Annotated in this window: 13 protein-coding genes; 5 read left to right on the top strand and 8 right to left on the bottom strand. The window is 61.3% G+C overall.

All coding sequences use genetic code 11. From position 1 onward, the window contains the following. The first annotated feature begins 34 nt into the window (after positions 1 to 34). Positions 35 to 871, top strand: coding sequence for an NAD(+) diphosphatase (gene nudC, locus ABQX22_RS22365; protein WP_349802051.1), 837 nt, complete (start codon positions 35 to 37; stop codon positions 869 to 871). Here the strand turns inward: nudC and ABQX22_RS22360 are convergent. The 6 genes from ABQX22_RS22360 to ABQX22_RS22335 all read right to left on the bottom strand — a co-directional run bounded on the left by ABQX22_RS22360 (position 868) and on the right by ABQX22_RS22335 (position 6398). Further along, complete coding sequence (locus ABQX22_RS22360; protein WP_349802050.1) at positions 868 to 1641, bottom strand: TSUP family transporter; 774 nt, start codon at positions 1639 to 1641, stop codon at positions 868 to 870. The genes nudC and ABQX22_RS22360 overlap by 4 nt on opposite strands. Positions 1642 to 1910: 269 nt before the next feature. Continuing rightward, positions 1911 to 3041 carry a Gfo/Idh/MocA family protein gene (locus ABQX22_RS22355; protein WP_349802049.1) on the bottom strand — a complete coding sequence of 377 codons (1131 nt, stop codon included), beginning with the start codon at positions 3039 to 3041 and terminating at the stop codon, positions 1911 to 1913. 205 nt (positions 3042 to 3246) lie between these two features. Next, a complete protein-coding gene (locus ABQX22_RS22350; RefSeq protein ID WP_349802048.1) occupies positions 3247 to 4014 on the bottom strand; it encodes an SDR family oxidoreductase in 768 nt (255 codons plus the stop codon). A gap of 32 nt (positions 4015 to 4046) precedes the next feature. Beyond that, on the bottom strand, positions 4047 to 5114 hold the full coding sequence (locus ABQX22_RS22345) for a phosphotransferase family protein (RefSeq protein ID WP_349802047.1): 1068 nt from the start codon (positions 5112 to 5114) through the stop codon (positions 4047 to 4049). 199 nt (positions 5115 to 5313) lie between these two features. Beyond that, positions 5314 to 5631, bottom strand: a complete 318-nt coding sequence (locus ABQX22_RS22340; protein WP_349802046.1) for an SCP2 sterol-binding domain-containing protein — start codon at positions 5629 to 5631, stop codon at positions 5314 to 5316. 56 nt (positions 5632 to 5687) lie between these two features. Beyond that, positions 5688 to 6398 carry a histidine phosphatase family protein gene (locus tag ABQX22_RS22335; protein WP_349802045.1) on the bottom strand — a complete coding sequence of 237 codons (711 nt, stop codon included), beginning with the start codon at positions 6396 to 6398 and terminating at the stop codon, positions 5688 to 5690. Positions 6399 to 6587: 189 nt separating this feature from the next. Here ABQX22_RS22335 and sohB point away from each other — a divergent pair, with 189 nt between their 5' ends. Continuing rightward, a complete protein-coding gene (gene sohB / locus ABQX22_RS22330; protein ID WP_349802044.1) occupies positions 6588 to 7631 on the top strand; it encodes a protease SohB in 1044 nt (347 codons plus the stop codon). Positions 7632 to 7798: 167 nt separating this feature from the next. Here the strand turns inward: sohB and ABQX22_RS22325 are convergent, their stop codons facing one another. Next, complete coding sequence (locus ABQX22_RS22325) at positions 7799 to 8293, bottom strand: DUF934 domain-containing protein (protein WP_349802043.1); 495 nt, start codon at positions 8291 to 8293, stop codon at positions 7799 to 7801. Continuing rightward, a complete protein-coding gene (locus ABQX22_RS22320) occupies positions 8277 to 9935 on the bottom strand; it encodes a nitrite/sulfite reductase (RefSeq protein WP_349802042.1) in 1659 nt (552 codons plus the stop codon). The genes ABQX22_RS22325 and ABQX22_RS22320 overlap by 17 nt, the downstream gene beginning before the upstream one ends. 1435 nt (positions 9936 to 11370) lie before the next feature. On the opposite strand from ABQX22_RS22320, the gene tssL reads away from it, so the two are divergent. From tssL to ABQX22_RS22305, 3 genes are read left to right on the top strand one after another with little or no spacing between them, the layout of a single operon-like run. Next, on the top strand, positions 11371 to 12054 hold the full coding sequence (gene tssL, locus ABQX22_RS22315; RefSeq protein ID WP_349802041.1) for a type VI secretion system protein TssL, short form: 684 nt from the start codon (positions 11371 to 11373) through the stop codon (positions 12052 to 12054). Between the two features lie 2 nt (positions 12055 to 12056). Next, the gene (locus tag ABQX22_RS22310) at positions 12057 to 14783 is read left to right on the top strand and encodes a type VI secretion system Vgr family protein (RefSeq protein ID WP_349802040.1); all 2727 of its coding nucleotides are present in this window, start codon (positions 12057 to 12059) and stop codon (positions 14781 to 14783) included. Continuing rightward, positions 14780 to 16681 carry a phospholipase D-like domain-containing protein gene (locus tag ABQX22_RS22305; RefSeq protein ID WP_349802039.1) on the top strand — a complete coding sequence of 634 codons (1902 nt, stop codon included), beginning with the start codon at positions 14780 to 14782 and terminating at the stop codon, positions 16679 to 16681. Before ABQX22_RS22310 ends, ABQX22_RS22305 begins: the two co-directional genes overlap by 4 nt. Positions 16682 to 16711: the final 30 nt, after the last annotated feature.

Genomic DNA, 16711 nt, shown 5'->3' with positions numbered 1-16711 from the left:
CCGTGTGGCCGGTTTGCCCCAGAGGAGTTTTTTCATGACGCGCCCCAGGCGTTGGAGCACCGCTGTCCTTGATACTCAGGCGGCCGGTGGCATGGCCGTGGTCCACGGCGATCAGGGTTTCCTGCTGGATGACAACGGCGTGATGTTTCCCCGGGAATGGCTCTCGCGTCAGGATTTGCCGGTGGTGAGCGAGCACGGGATCGGGCATTTCGACGGGGAGCCGGTTTACCTGCTGGTGCTGGAAAAGTCGGTGCCGGTGGCAGGCGCCGGTTGGCAGACGCTGCGCCAGTTCATGCTCAGCGATGACGCTGACCTGTATCAGGTGCTCGGTTACGCGGCGCAAATCAGCACCTGGGCCCGGGAGCATCGTTTTTGCGGCAACTGCGGACGCCCGGCGGTGCAGGTGCCCGGCGAACGGGCGATGTATTGCAGTCACTGCGAGTTGCGCCATTACCCGCGCATTTCACCGAGCATGATCGTGCTGATCACCCGGGGCGACGAGGTGTTGCTGGCCCGGTCACCGCGCTTTGTCACCGGTGTCTACAGCACCCTGGCCGGTTTCGCCGAGCCGGGTGAGTCCGCCGAAGACTGCGTGCGCCGCGAGGTGATGGAAGAGGTGCAGATCACGGTCAAGAACATCCAGTACAAGGGCAGCCAGTGCTGGCCGTTCCCGCACTCGATGATGCTGGGCTTTCACGCCGAATACGACAGCGGCGAGATCGTGCCCCAGCCTGACGAGATCGAGGACGCGCAGTGGTTCAGCATCCACGACCTGCCGCCGCTGCCCGCCAGCCGGTCCATCGCCCGTTACCTGATCGAGCTGTATCTGGCGCAGCGGTCAGGCGCTGCCGAACCCGTATTGCCAGGCTAGGCGAACCAGTGCTGCCAGGCTAAACGTACGGTCAGTCCAAGCACGACGGTAATGAAGACCGGGCGGATGAACTTGGCGCCGCCCTTGATCGCCGACCGGGCACCGAAAGACGCGCCGGCCATCACCGCCAGGCCCATGCACAAGCCCAGTGCCCAGTCCACCTGGCCGTTGAAGGCGAAGATCGACAGCGCAGCGGCGTTGCTGACGAAGTTCATGCTGCGCGCCACGCCGCTGGCCTTGACCAGATCGATGGGGTAGATCAGCAGCGTGCTGACAGTCCAGAACGCCCCGGTGCCAGGGCCTGCCACGCCGTCGTAAAAGCCCAGGGCCACCCCTTGCGGCAATTGCCACTTGGTTTTGATCGGCGCGTTGCTGTCCAGCGGGGCCTTGGGCGTGCCGCCGAACAACAGGTACAGGCCGCAACCGAACACAATCACCGGCAGCATCTGGTTCAGCCATTCGGCCGGCAGGTAATGGGCGACCACCGCGCCGATCAGCGCACCGACGGCGGTGCCGATCAGGGCGTGCTTCCACTGAGCCGGATGAAACAGCTTGCGGCGATAGAAGGTGAAGCCGGCGGTGGCCGAGCCGAAGGTCGAGCTGAGCTTGTTGGTGCCGAGCACCAGATGCGGTGGCAGGCCCACGGTGAGCAGGGCCGGTGTGGTCAGCAGGCCGCCGCCTCCCGCGATGGCGTCGATGAAACCGGCAATGAAAGCCACGACGGCAAGCACTGCCAGCGTGGTGAGGTCAACACTGAGTTCGAAAGGCATGGGATGGCTTATTTGGCAGTCGGGCAGAAGGGTTGCCCGGAAGGGGGGCATTCTACCTGTAAGCGTGCCTGAATCGCAGATCGTCGTGTCTGTTTGCAGGAGCGCGCTTGCCCGCGATTATGGTTTGTCTGACTGAACCCGGTTGCCTGGCACATCGCAATCGCGGGCAAGCGCGCTCCTACAGGGTCAGCGTACGGCACGGGGGTGAGGCCGAGCGCGGTCATTGTGGGAGCGGGGAGTGCCAGCGTCACTGTCGGCAGCGCGCTGGCTCAAACCTCATCCAGCGCCACCCACCGTTGTTCGCCGGCCGCCAACCGGATCGCCGCCGCCAGCCGTTCCACCTGCCAGGCTTCTTCGAAGTCCGGGCCGTCGTTACCCTGGCCGCAAACTGCCTGAATCAGCGCGTGCACTTCAAGTGTCTTCAATTCGTTGTAACCGAGCTGATGCCCCGGCGCCGGGCAGAAGGCGGCGTACCCGGGCAGCGCCGGACCAGCCAGCACCCGTTGAAAGCCGTCGCGCTCACCCACGCGGCACACCCGCAGTTCGTTGAGGCGCTCCTGATCGAACGCCAGCGTGCCTTGGGTGCCACTGATCTCGAAGCTCAGGTGATTCTTGTAGCCGTGCTTGAGCCAGCTGCTGCTGAACGTGCCACGGGCGCCGTTGGCAAAGCGCAGCAGGGCGTGGGTCTGGTCATCGATGGCGATCTCACGGCGTTGCTGGCTACCGGTCGAGGCCGGGCGTTGCGTGTGAACGGTGTTGGCATCGGCGCAGACCGACGCGATATCGCCCAACAGGTAACGGGCCATGGCCAGCAGGTGACTGCCCAGGTCGGCCAGCGCACCACCGGCGAGGGCGGCATCGCAGCGCCAGGACCAGGGCGACAGCGGATCGCCCATGAAGTCTTCGCTGAACTCGCCCTGAAAACTGATGATCTGCCCCAGTTCGCCGCTGTCGATCATCTGCCGGGCCAGACCGATCATGGGGTTGTGCTGGTAGTTGTAGCCGGCCCGGGTGACCACGCCGGCTGCCTTCGCCGCCCGCTGCATCTGATCGGCCTGCTCAAGGCTGACGGCCAGCGGCTTCTCGCAATACACCGCCTTGCCAGCCTCCAGTGCGGCCATCGCCATGGGGAAGTGCAAGTGATTGGGCGTAGTGATCGCCACCAGACCGACCTCGGGGTCGCTGATCAGCTGTTCCCATTGCGCGTGACTGCGCGCGAACCCCCAGCTCTGGGCGCAGTGCGCGGCCCTGGCGGCGTCCGCATCGGCCAGGGCCACGAGTTTGAGCTGCACCGGCAAATCGAAGGTGGAACGGGCGTTGTGGAACGCCATCGCATGGGCCCGGCCCATGAAGCCGGTACCGATCAGGCCAACGCCTAGAACAGGAAGAGATTCGCGCATGACAGCGTCCTTGGGGGATTGTTGTTGTGCGCAAAATGTAGGGGGTGAGGGGGTTGGGATGGAATCTTTATTCCATCACAAAGACCTCAGGTTAGCCTCAGCCGAACTCGCACTGTAGGAGCGCGCTTGCCCGCGATGCGGTGTATCTGTGACCACAACATTGCCTGACACGCCCCAATCGCGGGCAAGCGCGCTCCTACAGGGTTCAAGCGAGATACCCCCCATCCACATTCAACGCCACGCCCGTGGTGTAGCTCGACGCCTCACTCGCCAGATACAGCACGGCGCCGGCCATTTCGCCGGGGGCGGCTACGCGCTTGAGCGGGATCTGGGCCAGTGCCACGTTGAGGATCTTCTCGTTGCTCACCAGCGCCGAGGCGAATTTGGTGTCGGTCAGGCCTGGCAGCACAGCGTTGCAGCGGATGCCGAACGGCGCGCATTCCTTGGCGAAGACCTTGGTCATGTTGATCACCGCCGCTTTGGTCATCGAATAGATCCCCTGGAACGCCCCCGGCGACACGCCATTGATCGACGCCACGTTGATGATGCTGCCGCCGCCGTTTTCCCGCATCAGCTTGCCGGCTTCCACCGACATGAAGAAATACCCGCGGATGTTCACGTCCACGGTCTTCTGAAAGGCGCCGGGGTCGGTGTCCAGCACGTTGCAGAACTGCGGGTTGGTGGCGGCATTGTTCACCAGGATGTCCAGCCGCCCGAATTGCTCGCGGATCTGCGCGAACGTGGCGCTGATCTGCTCCAGTTCGCCGATGTGGCAGGCCAGCGCCGTGGCCTGGCCACCGTCGGCGATGATCGCGTCGGCCACGTGCTGGCAGCCGTCGATCCGGCGGCTGGAGACGATGACGTGGGCGCCCTGTTGGGCCAGCAGCCTGGCGATGGCTTCGCCGATCCCGCGGCTAGCGCCTGACACGAAAGCGATCTTGCCGTCGAGATCAAACAGTGGGGTCTTGGACATAGGGGTTCCTCAAGAAAGTGTTGGCAGCCCGTTCACAGCGCGGAGCGGTCGATGACCTGCAGGGCCATGGTTTCCAGCAGGGCGTTCATCTGGATGAACGGCGCAAAGCGTTTGTCCTGGGTCTGGCCGTGGTAGTAGCGGTAGTAAATCTGCTGCACGATCCCCGCCAGACGGAACAGACCGTAGGCGTAGTAAAAGTCGAAATTGTCGATCCGAATCCCGGCGCGCTCGGCGTAGTACGCGACGAATTGCGCCCGGGTCAGCATGCCCGGCGCATGGCTGGGCTGGCGGCGCATCAACTGCACCGGGGCCGGGTCATCCGCCTGAACCCAGTACGCCAGGCTGTTGCCCAGGTCCATCAGTGGATCGCCCAGTGTGGTCAGTTCCCAGTCCAGCACGCCGATGATCTGCATCGGGTGGTGCGGGTCGAGGATAACGTTATCGAAGCGGTAGTCGTTGTGCACCAGGCTTGCGGTTGGGTGATCGGCAGGCTGCTTGTCATCCAGCCAGCGCGCGACGCTTTCCCAACCGGGCGCATCCGGGGTGCGGGCTTTGTCGTAGCGCTCGGTCCAGCCGCGGATCTGCCGCGCGACATAACCCTGGGGTTTGCCCAGATCGCCCAGGCCGCAAGCGTGGTAATCCACCTGATGCAAGTCCACCAGCCTGTCGATGAAGCTCTTACACAGGGCTTCAGTCTGGCGTGCATCCAGATTAAGTTCGGCGGGCAGATCGGCACGCAGGATGATGCCGTTGAGCCGTTCCATCACATAGAACTCGGCGCCGATCACCGCTTCATCGGTGCAGTGCACGTAGGCGGTCGGGCAGTACGCAAACGCGTCCTTGAGCTGGTTCAGGATCCGGAATTCGCGGCCCATGTCGTGGGCGGTTTTGGCCTTGTGACCAAACGGCGGGCGACGCAACACCAGTTCTCGTCCGGGGTAGGTGAGCAAATAGGTCAGGTTCGAAGCGCCGCCGGGGAACTGGCTGATGTCCGGCGTGCCGCTGAGCCCCGGGATGTGGGCCTTGAGGTACGGGTCGATCCGCTCGGCGTCGAGGGCTTCGCCGGGTCGAGCCGGTGTGGACAGGTCGGTGAGGGCCATGGGTATCCCTGCTGATTATTATGGTGGGCCAGTATCATTGACTAATCTAATGCGCCTGCGACCGGGCTCACAAGGCGAACGCGGTGTTATTGGCGCGGGTGTTACGGGCCGATCATCCGCTTTGATCCGCGTGGCCCATAAACCCCGGAGCAAAAAAAACCGAAGCCCGCAAGCTTCGGTTTTGTCTGTCGCGCGGCGATTAAACCGGGAACAGCTCGCTCAGCTTCATCGCCAGCATCATGTCGCCTTCGGCGCGCAGCTTGCCGGCCATGAACGCCTGCATGCCGTCGGTTTCGCCGCTGACGATGCCCTTGAGGGTTTCGCTGTCCATGACCAGGGTCACGTTGGCGTCGGGGTTTTCGCCTTCCTGCAGGTCGCAGGTGCTGTCTTTGACGATCAGCGAGTAGTGCTTGTCTTCGTCGGTGATGTTGAAACCGAAGACCAGGTCCAGGCCCGCAGCGGCACTTGGGTTGAACTTGGCTTTCATGGATTGAACGGCGTCGGCTACGGAAGTCATGGTGGAGTCCTTATTGAGTGTGAGTGCTGGCACCTTGCAGGTGCGATTGGCCGGGCTCAGCGGTAGGTGATGAGCTCCGGCGCCTTCATCAGTTGCAAGTGCGCGTGACTGTTGAAGGAAGCCAGTGACACCTCGGGGCCCCGAAACTTCAGGTGGTTGAGCGAGGTGTTGACGATTTGCCAGTTGAGTTCAAACGCCTGGGGCGCGGGCATGTGCGTGATCAGGTGGAGCAGGGCAGTGATGGTGCCGCCGGAGGTGAACACCGCGATGCGGTCGTCGGGGCCGGCGCTGTCGAGAATGCCGTCCAGCCCCGACTTGACCTGCGCGGCGAACGCCAGCCAGCTTTGCAGGGCCGGGGTGTCGTGTTGTCCGCCGAGCCAGCGGCCGATGATCAGGGCGAACAGGCGCTGAAACTCGGCCCGGTTGTGCGCGGCGTTGCGCATCACGTCGAGGGCGTCGGGTTCGTCCGCCAGCATGGCCGGCAATAAAGCGCGAATCACCGCTTCGGCGTCGAATTCATTGAAGGAGGGGTCGGTTTCCAGCATCGGCGTCGGCAGGCCGTGGCGGGCGTACTGCGCCAGGGTGCTTTCGGCGGTGTGGCGCTGGCGGAGCAGGCTGCCGCTGATGCAGCGGTCAAAATTCAGGCCCAGGGCAATCAAGTGTTCGCCGAGCACCTGCGCCTGACGGTGACCGTTGGGCGACAGCACGTCGTAGTCGTCCGCACCAAAGGAGGCCTGGCCATGTCGTATCAGATAGATGCTGCCCATGCCCGCGTCCTCCGGCGACGGTGAAAGTGCTGGGAGGTTATGAGCAGGGCACGGGGTCTGTCAATGAAAAAACATACGCTTGTTTGAATCGTGGTCAGGGACGATCTTTGACCCTGGCGCCGCTGGCTCGCCGCCCTGCACGCCGGTATGCTGAGCCCATTCTGTTTGTCCTGTCTGTAAGGAGCATCTGTGGAGTTTCTGTCTGATTACGCCAGCTTTCTGGCGAAAACGATCACCCTGGTGATCGCGATTGTCGTGGTGCTGGTGGCGATTGCGTCCATGCGCGGCAAAGGCCGGCGGCGCGGCGGCGGCCAGCTGCAGGTGGTCAAGCTCAATGACTTCTATAAAGGACTGCGCGAGCGCCTCGAGCAATCGCTGCTGGACAAGGACCGGCTCAAGGCCCTGCGCAAGGTCCAGGCCAAGACCCTGAAAAAGGACGCCAAAGACGCCAAACAAGGCAAGCCAGCCACCGACAGCAAGCCGCGGGTCTACGTGCTGGATTTCGACGGCGACATCAAGGCGTCCGCCACCGAGAGCATGCGCCACGAAATCACCGTGCTGCTGACCCTCGCCACGGCCAAGGATGAAGTGGTGCTGCGCCTGGAGAGCGGCGGCGGCATGGTTCACAGCTACGGCCTGGCGTCTTCGCAACTGGCGCGCATCCGTCAGGCGGGCATTCCGCTCACCATCTGCATCGACAAGGTCGCGGCCAGCGGCGGCTACATGATGGCCTGCATCGGTACGCGGATCATCAGCGCCCCCTTCGCGATCCTCGGCTCCATCGGCGTCGTGGCCCAGCTGCCCAACGTCAACCGCCTGTTGAAGAAGCACGACATCGATTTTGAAGTGCTGACCGCCGGCGAGTACAAACGGACGCTGACGGTGTTCGGCGAAAACACCGACAAGGGCCGCGAGAAATTTCAGCAGGACCTGGACATTACCCACGCGCTGTTCAAGAACTTTGTCGCCAGCTACCGCCCGCAGTTGCAGATCGACGAAGTCGCCACCGGTGAGATCTGGCTTGGCATGGCGGCGCTGGAAAAGCAATTGGTGGACGAACTGAAAACCAGCGACGAATACCTCTCCGAACGCGCCAAGACCGCCGAGGTGTTCCACCTGCACTACGTCGAGCGCAAGAGTCTGCAGGAGCGGGTAGGGCTGGCTGCGACCGGTTCCGTGGATCGGTTGGTGACCGGTTGGTGGTCGCGTTTGACCCAGCAGCGGTTTTGGTAGGACGACTTTATCTGTAGGAGCGAACTTGTTCGCGAAGTGATCTGGGAGCTGTACGCGCTCTACCGCTTCGCCAACAAGTTGGCTCCTACAGAGTGAAGCAGTAGCGCAGTAAAAAGCCCCGGCTTCTCACGAAACCGGGGCTTTTTTTTGCGCCTGTCAGCGAACGATCAACGCCGCCGGAACAACGGCAATGGCTCGTCCGTTGCAGCCTGGTACGTCACCGAAAAGTCGTTCAGACCTTGCAGTGCTTCGTACGGGTCCTTGTCAGCGCGGATCGCGAACGCATCGAAGCCGCAGCGATGCAGGTAGAACAACTGGTCGCGCAACACGTCGCCGATGGCCCGCAGCTCGCCCTTGAAGCCGTAGCGGTCGCGCAGCAGGCGCGCGTTGGAGTAGCTGCGGCCGTCGGTGAACGCCGGGAAGTTCAGGGCAATGACCTGAAACTGATTGGCGTCGTCACCGATTTCCTCGGCTTCTTCGTCGGCGTCCAGCCACACGCCCAGGCCGCCGTCACGGGCCTTGAGCGCGTGGGCGTGTTCACGCCACAGCGCCAAGGGCACGATCAGGTCATCGCAGTTGGACAGCCCGTCAAACGTCGTGTCCTTGGGCAGCAAGTGCCAGGTCTCGTCGATGACGGCGTTGTTTTTAATGATTCGCTGCATAGACGCGCTCCTTGAAAGGGTCGATGCCGATACGCTGGAAGGTGTCGATGAAACGCTCGTCTTCGGTGCGTTTTTCAACGTAGACGTCGATCAGCTTCTCGATCACATCCGGCATCACGTCCTGCGCGAACGACGGGCCCAGGATCTTGCCCAGGCTGGCGTCACGGCTGGCACTGCCACCCAGCGACACCTGGTAGAACTCTTCGCCTTTCTTGTCCACGCCCAGAATGCCGATATGACCCACGTGGTGGTGGCCGCAGGCGTTCATGCAGCCGGAGATGTTCAGGTCCAGCTCGCCGATGTCGAACAGGTAATCCAGGTCGTCGAAACGGCGCTGGATGGATTCGGCGATCGGGATCGACTTGGCGTTGGCCAGGGAGCAGAAATCACCGCCCGGGCAGCAGATGATGTCGGTCAGCAGGCCGATGTTCGGCGTGGCGAACCCTTGCTCACGCAGTTCGCCCCACATGGCGAACAACTGGCTTTGCTCGACGTCCGCCAGGATGATGTTCTGCTCGTGGGAGGTGCGCAGCTGGCCGAAGCTGTAGCGGTCGGCCAGATCAGCAATGCCATCCAGTTGCTTGTCGGTGGCGTCACCCGGCGCAACGCCGGTGGGCTTCAACGACAAGGTCACGGCTGCGTAGCCCGGCTTCTTGTGCGCCAGGACGTTGCGCGAGCGCCAGCGGGCAAAACCGGGCTGCTCTTTATCGAGCTGGGCCAGTTCGGCGCTGTAGTCGCTCAACGCTTTGTAGTCAGGGTCGACGAAGTGCTTGGCCACGCGCTGGACTTCTGCGTCCGTCAGCGTGGTCTGGCCGCCGCGCAGGTGAGCCATTTCAGCCTCGACCTTCTCGGCGAACACTTCAGGCGTCAGCGCCTTGACCAGGATCTTGATACGCGCCTTGTACTTGTTGTCACGACGGCCATAGCGGTTGTACACCCGCAGGATGGCGTCGAGGTAACTCAACAAGTCTTGCCACGGCAGGAATTCATTGATGAACGCGCCGACCACCGGCGTCCGGCCCAGGCCACCGCCGACCAGGACCCGGAAGCCCAGCTCGCCGGCACCGTTGAGCACCGGCTCAAGGCCGATGTCGTGGACTTCGATGGCGGCACGGTCAGTGCGGGAACCGTTGACGGCAATTTTGAATTTGCGCGGCAGGTAGGCGAATTCCGGATGGAAGGTCGTCCATTGGCGGACGATTTCACACCACGGACGCGGGTCGACCACTTCGTCAGCCGCCACCCCGGCAAACTGATCGGTGGTGACGTTGCGCAGGCAGTTGCCGCTGGTCTGGATCGCGTGCATCTGCACGGTGGCCAGTTCGGCGAGAATATCGGGAATGTCTTCCAGCGCAGGCCAGTTGAACTGGACGTTCTGGCGGGTACTGATGTGCGCGTAGCCCTTGTCGTAATCACGGGCGATCTTCGCCAGCATCCGTGTCTGACGCGAGGTCAATTGGCCGTAGGGGACAGCCACGCGCAGCATCGGCGCGAAGCGTTGGATATAAAGGCCGTTCTGCAGGCGAAGCGGGCGGAACTCTTCTTCGCTCAGCTCACCGGCCAGGTAGCGGCGGGTCTGATCTCGGAACTGCTTGACGCGGTCCTCGATGATCCGCTGATCGTACTCATCGTATACGTACATGGTGGTCCTGTTCTCAGGCGGTTCACTGTTTGGGCGGGCCGGAATGCAAGGCGTTGCCGCTCGCTGTTCCAGGCCGCCTAACAAATCTGCGCGCACGGCCGCGCACTCCCAACGGAGCCGGTGGAAGATACCCGGTTTTGGTTATGCGCAAAAGTGATGTTTGAATATATGAAAAGAACCAAAAGTGCTAAGCCACGCTGTCGCTTGTCTCAAGCCAACTTGTGCTATGGGCAAGGCTCGACTTTACTCAGGACGGGACCGAGGTCAATGACGTCGGTCGCTTTCATCTGCAATCACCCATAAGACCGACAAGAGGCGATGCAATGAGGAACCACCCTAAAACTGCCAAATCCGACAGCCATGTGGATGCCTGGGCCATTTTTTTCATCATCGTGCTGGTGGTGGGGACTGCGGTGTTCTGGGTCAGCCACCAGTAGCCGAAAAACTACAGCACCCGCGGTATTCATGATCGTTCCCACGCTCCGCGTCGATGGTCGTTCCCACGCTCCGCGTGGGAATGCCGTTGCTGACGCTCCGCGTCAAAGGGACGCGGAGCGTCCGGAGAGCTGTTACCACGCGGAGCGTGGGAACCATCAGCCTTGTAGCAGACGCTTACTCCTCATATCCCAGATTCGGCGCCAGCCAGCGTTCGGTCACGCGCAGGTCTTGCTGTTTGCGGGCGGTGTAGCTTTCGACCTGATCTTGCCCACGGCGAAGCACTGCGCCTGTCTTGCTGCAGCAGCGTCAAGTCTCCCTCTGCGCACGTCGACACTTCAATCTGACACATCAGAAGTTCAGCGCGCGGCTAAGCGCGACTCTGAGGCTGGGATGTATCCACGCTTAAACGTATGTACGGTGCGCAAATAGACAAAATGTTTATTATGGTAATCCGTTATTGAGCAATAAGTCGTCACTGCTGATCATTAAAGTTCGCGCCGTCATATATATTCTTCTGTAAATGTAGCTTCGGATGTTTGCCGCATGGCCTGTCAGTGTTTTCCGTGGGAAATATCCTGATATGTGTAAGAAGTTTCTTGATATGAAAAGGTGGATGGATTTTTCATATGTCAGTGATTAGCCTTCGTGTTCAACGGCACAGACAGCCTAGGCAGCAGTGGTTGATTGGCCTCGGTCTGTAAGGCCATGGGTTCACCTTTCAGTTTCTGAACGCCCACCGTCCGCAACTCGCACCATTAAGCACAGCATCAGAAGCGGTGGTGAAAATACCTTGCTTTCAATTGTGCTCAATATGCGATCTTCAAACTTCGGATCAGTACGGAATATATGACGTTCGTCACAGGCATGGAAACATTGAATTGCGCCTGAAGCGCGTGCCAGTTATTTAATATAAATCACACCCCCATGCCGTATGGGTGTGCGGTACGGGTGCCGAAACTCTTCAATGACTAAACACTTCAACTGTTCGCGGTGACATATGAATCGAGAAAATCACGAGCAATCCGGTACCGCTACGCTTGATATAGACCTCATTTTGCAGGACAGCTATTTGCAGATCGTTGAATTACGTCTGGGTTGCGCGGTGCCCGATAGCCTCACGTTGCGCCAAAAGTGTATTGCGCAGGTCGAAGACGCGCGCAGTGCATTACAGGAAGCTGGCCTGGGCGCACGCAGTGTCCATCTGATCAGCCATGCGCAATGCGCATTGCTTGACGAAGCCGTACTGGCCAATGCCGAGGACAGCGTCCGACATGCATGGGTCGATGAACCGTTGCAGGCGCGGTTCTTTGGGCACCATCAAGCAGGTCGCATTCTGTACGAGGAGATGCGTCAGGTGCTGCGCGAGCCTGCGCCGGACCCTCTTGTCTTGACCGTTTACAAGCGGGTGATGATGTTGGGCTTCCTCGGCTGCCATCGAGCGCTGGATGCCGAAGAGCGTGTGAGCTTGATGAACCGACTGGACGCATTCATCGCGCCGCTGACGCAGGAGCAACCGGCGCTGGTGATCGGCGTTAGCCAGCCTTCACGCGATTACCAGCGATGGCTAGGTTCGCCGTTCCTACAGGCAGTGGGCACCAGTCTGGTATTGGCAGTCATGTGGTGGGTCATGAACCGGTCGCTTACCCACGCTATCGCCACCCTTGGCCAAGGAGGCGTCTGACCATGGCTGACCCACTGCAGGCCTTTTTTGATCACAGTCGTCACACACTGCACGTCGATGCACTTGATGACGCACTCAATGTGCTGACCTTCACCGGTGAAGAACAGCTCAGCCAGCCGTTCATCTACATCATCGAATTCACCTCGAAGACGCGAAGTATCGGTGCCGAACAGATGCTCGGCAAAAAGGCCCGGCTGACACTGCACACCGCATCGAACTTATTGCCCAAGGTTATACGCGGTTTGCCGGTGCCGACCATCGAGCCGTTGCGCACCCTTCGTGGTGTGGTCACAGGCTTCAAGTGCGTGTCCACTTCCAGAGACGAGGCACGCTACGAACTCACGCTTGAACCGCGCATGGCCTTAATGTCCCGCGGGCATCAGTACCGTCTTTACCAACACCTGTCAGTGCCGGAGATTGTCGACAGCATTCTGCGCAGCCGCCACGGCATGGAGGGGCAGGATTTCGTGTTCACCCTCACCCGTGAATACCCTCGGCGAGAGCAAGTGATGCAGTTCGGCGAAAGCGATCTGGCTTTCATCTCGCGCCTGCTGGCCGAAGTGGGCATCTGGTTTCGTTTCGCCCACGACACCCGCCTCAACATCGATGTCATCGAATTTCACGACGATCAGCGCCACTATCAATGGCCACGGACCGAAGTGCCGTGTCGCGCGCTATCGGGGCTGGACAGCAATGATCAGGATGCGGTGTGGCAGCTGCAGTCCAGCCATCAGGTGGTGGAGAAACACATTCACTTTCGTGCCTACGACCCACGGGACGTGCACGCCTGGCTTGACGGCGAAGTCGACCAGAGCCGCCGCGCCACCACCACCTATGGCGAGGCCTATCACTACGCCGAACCCTATACGGTGCAGGGCAACGCGCTGGATCAGGACGAAGACCTTGAAAGTGAAAGCGGCTTTTTCTATGCCCGGTTGCGGCACGAACGTTATCTCAACGCCCAGACGCGCTTAAGCGGCGTCAGTAGCAGTGCGGCCTTGGCGCTGGCGCAAATCCTGAACGTAACCGGCGACGCACCCAAGGCGTTCGAGCCAGGCGCAGTAATCACCCGCCTGAGTCTAAGCGCGGCCCGTGACCGCAGTTTCGAGGTCATCTTCGAAGCCATTCCCTGCAGCGAAACCGTTTGTTTTCGTCCCCACGTCCCGCCCAAGCCGCGGCTCGCAGGCACGGTTGCCGCGCGCGTCACCAGCGTGATCGCCAACGACCCCTATGGCCACATCGACGGGGAAGGGCGCTACAAGGTCAACTTCCTGTTCGACCGAGACACGTGGGCGCCTGGTCATGAAAGCGCGTGGCTGCGTCTGGCCCGTCCTTATGCGGGCGACATCCACGGCCTGCACCTGCCGCTTATTGCCGGCACCGAAGTGGCCGTGGCCTTCGAACACGGCGACCCCGACCGGCCCTACATAGCTCATGCCCTGCACGATAACCGGCATCCCGACCCAGTCACCCTGGCTGATCGGGACTTCACCCGCAATGTGCTGCGCACGCCGTCCAATAACAAACTGCGCATGGAAGATCAGCGCGGTAAGGAACATGTCAAGCTCAGCACCGACCACAGCGGCAAGAGCCAGCTTAATCTGGGCCATCTGGTGGATGCCGGAAAGCAGAAGCGCGGTGAAGGCTTCGAACTGCGTACTGATGGGTGGGGCGCCATTCGGGGCGGGAAGGGGCTGTTCATCAGTGCCGATGAACAGGCCCGTGCGCAAGGGCAGCAGTTGGAAATGGCCTCGGCCATTGCGCACTTGCAGCAGGCAGTCGAGCAGATGCAAGGGCTGTCTCAAGATGCCCAGGCGAGTAAGGCCGAGCCCGCGGGTGTGCAGACGCAACTGGATTTTCTCCAGCACAATCTCGAACAGCTCCATTCAGCCGTACTGCTGCTCAGCGCACCGCAAGGCATCGCCCTCACCAGCGGCAAGCATGTGCAACTGGCCGCCCAAGACAACCTGATGCTCAACGCCGGGGGCGAGGCCGACATCGGCGTGGTCAAGCGCATGTTCATCGGCGTAGGGCAAGGGTTGAGCCTGTTCGTGCGCAAGCTGGGCATCAAGCTGATTGCCAACCAAGGCCCGGTCACCGTGCAGGCGCAGAACGACACGCTGGAGTTGTTGGCCCGTCAAGGACTGAGCATCACCAGCACAGAAGACGAAATCCACATCGTCGCCAAGAAGAAGATCGTGCTCAACGCTGCAGGCAGTTACCTGATCCTTGAACAAGGCCTTATCGAATCGGGGACGGCGGGAGATCACGTGCTCAAGGCCGCGAATTTCCGCTACAAAAAGGGCGCGGCCACCATGGCCGCCGACCATCCCGACTACCCGCAACAGCTCACCCGCCAACCCATGCGTTTCAAGCTGGCAGCAACGCCCAACCATGCGGGTGGCTGGGCCCACATGCCCTACAAGGTTTACGCAAATGGCGGCTTGATCGGCGAGGGCGTCATGGACGGCAGTGGCCATGTCGAGATCGACCATCAGGCGGCGACGCAGGAGTACCGGCTGGAACTGGCGAACGGCGTCAGCTACCGGATTCCCGCCCCTGCCGCCTACAGCAATGCTGAACAGGGAAAGCTGGCCAACCAGGGGTTGCACAACCACCGTTCAGACCCCGCCACCCCCGTCAATCAACCCGCCACGCACACCGACCACCGCACGCTGTATGCCGCCGTGCTCAACAACACCGCCGATCAGGAAGAGGAGGCCCCATGACCCAGCCCGAAATCGTTGCGCCCATTGCATTCCAGGACACCGAGACCGTTACCCTGTGCGCCCCGTGGTACGTGCAGGACACCGAGTACGGGCCTGCGTTGGCGACCTACAAACCGTTGGTCAACGGCCAGGAGACCTTTCGTGCCGTGCACCGGGCTATTGCAGGCGCGACCAAGTCGGTGGACATCATCTGCTGGGGGTTTCAGCCGTCGATGTATTTCATCCGCAACGGCGGTGAGCATCCCTGCATCGGTGAGCTGCTGATGGAAAAGGCCAAGCAGGGCGTGAAGGTGCGGGTGTTGGGCTGGGAGATGCCGTTCAACACCGCAGGCCTGGCCGGTGAGGCGAACCTGCCGGGCAAGGGGCGTCTACCGATTGGCGATCGCGCGATGCAAAGCGCCACTGACGATCAGTACGCCTACGACCGCAAGTGGTTCGCAATCTGTTCCATAGCAGGCATTCCTGCGCCGTTGCGGCGCAACTCAGAGGTGCCAGCCTACGCCAGTCGTGGCTTCAGCCTGTTCGATCGTGCGGAGATCATTCACCAGGCCAGGTACCACGGCTCCGATCCGAACCTGAGCGCCGGCACACTTGCGGCCCTTGGCGGAGCGGTCACCCACCATCAGAAAACCGTGCTGGTGGACTATGAAGCCCCTGAGCTGGCGGTGGGTTTCGTCATGGGCCACAACACCCTCGACGAATATTGGGACACCGACGCACATTCGGCGCTCAACCGCGACAAAGCCGGCAAACCTGCGCCCAACGCAGGCCCTCGCGGCGATACGCCGCGTCAGGACATCTCAAGCCAGGTGGCCGGGCCGATTCTGGAACACCTGCACCACAACTTCGCCACCGCCTGGTTCGACGCCACAGGTGAAGACCTGATGACCACTCGCGATGCCATGGCCTTGGGCAAACGCTTGAAATGCCCGCCCAACGAGCACCGGCATTTCGCTCAGATCCTGCGCACCCAGGCCCAGGAAGGCCGACGCGACATCGAGAAGCTCTACCTGCAAGCGGTGAACAACGCCACGGGCTTCATCTACATCGAAAACCAGTATTTTCGCTGGCCGCCGCTGGCCGAACTGATCAAGAAGGTCGCAGCCGCCCAGACCCATGGCGGGCGCGACCCCGGCAAGCACGGCGCTTTGCACCTGTTCGTGATCACCAATGTCACCGACGATGGGATCGGCAAAGGCACGGTCAACACCCAGCGCATGCTCGACAGCCTGGGGCGCGGCGACACCATGCCGAAAATCACCCAACTGCAACGCATCGAAGCAGCCAGGGCAAAAGCCGCAGTACAGGAGCCGGACCTGGGCGAACTGATCGAAGACCAGGCGCTGACCCTCTTGACCGGGCTGTTGACCGGGCGTGACAGCGCGATCAGCGAAAAGGCCCGCGAACAGCAGCGCGACGCCCAAAGCTCGGCGGCCTTTCGGATGGCTGTGCTCGAAGACCGGATCAAGGCCATCCAGCAAGAAGTGCTCAAACCCGAGGACATCCCCAACCTCAAGGTCCACATCTGCTCACTGGTGGCGCCTGACTCACCGGCTGGCAACTGGATGCCGGTGTACATCCACTCCAAGCTCATGATCATCGACGACGTCTTCACCACCCACGGCTCGGCCAACATCAACACTCGCAGCATGCAGGTGGATAGCGAATTGAACATTGCCCATGAGTGGGCGAGCACGACGCGGGATTTGAGGAGGAGGTTGTGGGACCTGCATACGGCGGGGAAGGGGGTGCAGGATGATCCGGAAGCGGCGTTCCAGGCTTGGCAAGACATCATTGATAAGAACAAGACACTCCAAGACGGCGAGTTCAAAAGCGAGCCTTATGCGCCGCTCGTCGAGTTTCATTACGCTCCTGCCAAGTTGACGGACCTCGACTGATGCGGCGATTACTGCTGCTTGCCTGCCTCA

Source organism: Xanthomonas sp. WHRI 1810A (genome assembly GCF_040202885.1).
Lineage (GTDB): Bacteria > Pseudomonadota > Gammaproteobacteria > Pseudomonadales > Pseudomonadaceae > Aquipseudomonas.
Note: the sequence above shows the minus strand (reverse complement) of the source record. Positions and strands in the feature narration are given on the sequence as shown.

What these genes read in the sequence shown, in the direction of transcription:
- nudC (WP_349802051.1), top strand. Translation starts at nt 35, where the DNA reads ATGACGCGCCCCAGGCGTTGGAGCACCGCTGTCCTTGATACTCAGGCG.
- ABQX22_RS22360 (WP_349802050.1), bottom strand. Translation starts at nt 1,641, where the DNA reads ATGCCTTTCGAACTCAGTGTTGACCTCACCACGCTGGCAGTGCTTGCC.
- ABQX22_RS22355 (WP_349802049.1), bottom strand. Translation starts at nt 3,041, where the DNA reads ATGCGCGAATCTCTTCCTGTTCTAGGCGTTGGCCTGATCGGTACCGGC.
- ABQX22_RS22350 (WP_349802048.1), bottom strand. Translation starts at nt 4,014, where the DNA reads ATGTCCAAGACCCCACTGTTTGATCTCGACGGCAAGATCGCTTTCGTG.
- ABQX22_RS22345 (WP_349802047.1), bottom strand. Translation starts at nt 5,114, where the DNA reads ATGGCCCTCACCGACCTGTCCACACCGGCTCGACCCGGCGAAGCCCTC.
- ABQX22_RS22340 (WP_349802046.1), bottom strand. Translation starts at nt 5,631, where the DNA reads ATGACTTCCGTAGCCGACGCCGTTCAATCCATGAAAGCCAAGTTCAAC.
- ABQX22_RS22335 (WP_349802045.1), bottom strand. Translation starts at nt 6,398, where the DNA reads ATGGGCAGCATCTATCTGATACGACATGGCCAGGCCTCCTTTGGTGCG.
- ABQX22_RS22325 (WP_349802043.1), bottom strand. Translation starts at nt 8,293, where the DNA reads ATGCAGCGAATCATTAAAAACAACGCCGTCATCGACGAGACCTGGCAC.
- ABQX22_RS22320 (WP_349802042.1), bottom strand. Translation starts at nt 9,935, where the DNA reads ATGTACGTATACGATGAGTACGATCAGCGGATCATCGAGGACCGCGTC.
- tssL (WP_349802041.1), top strand. Translation starts at nt 11,371, where the DNA reads ATGAATCGAGAAAATCACGAGCAATCCGGTACCGCTACGCTTGATATA.
- ABQX22_RS22310 (WP_349802040.1), top strand. Translation starts at nt 12,057, where the DNA reads ATGGCTGACCCACTGCAGGCCTTTTTTGATCACAGTCGTCACACACTG.
- ABQX22_RS22305 (WP_349802039.1), top strand. Translation starts at nt 14,780, where the DNA reads ATGACCCAGCCCGAAATCGTTGCGCCCATTGCATTCCAGGACACCGAG.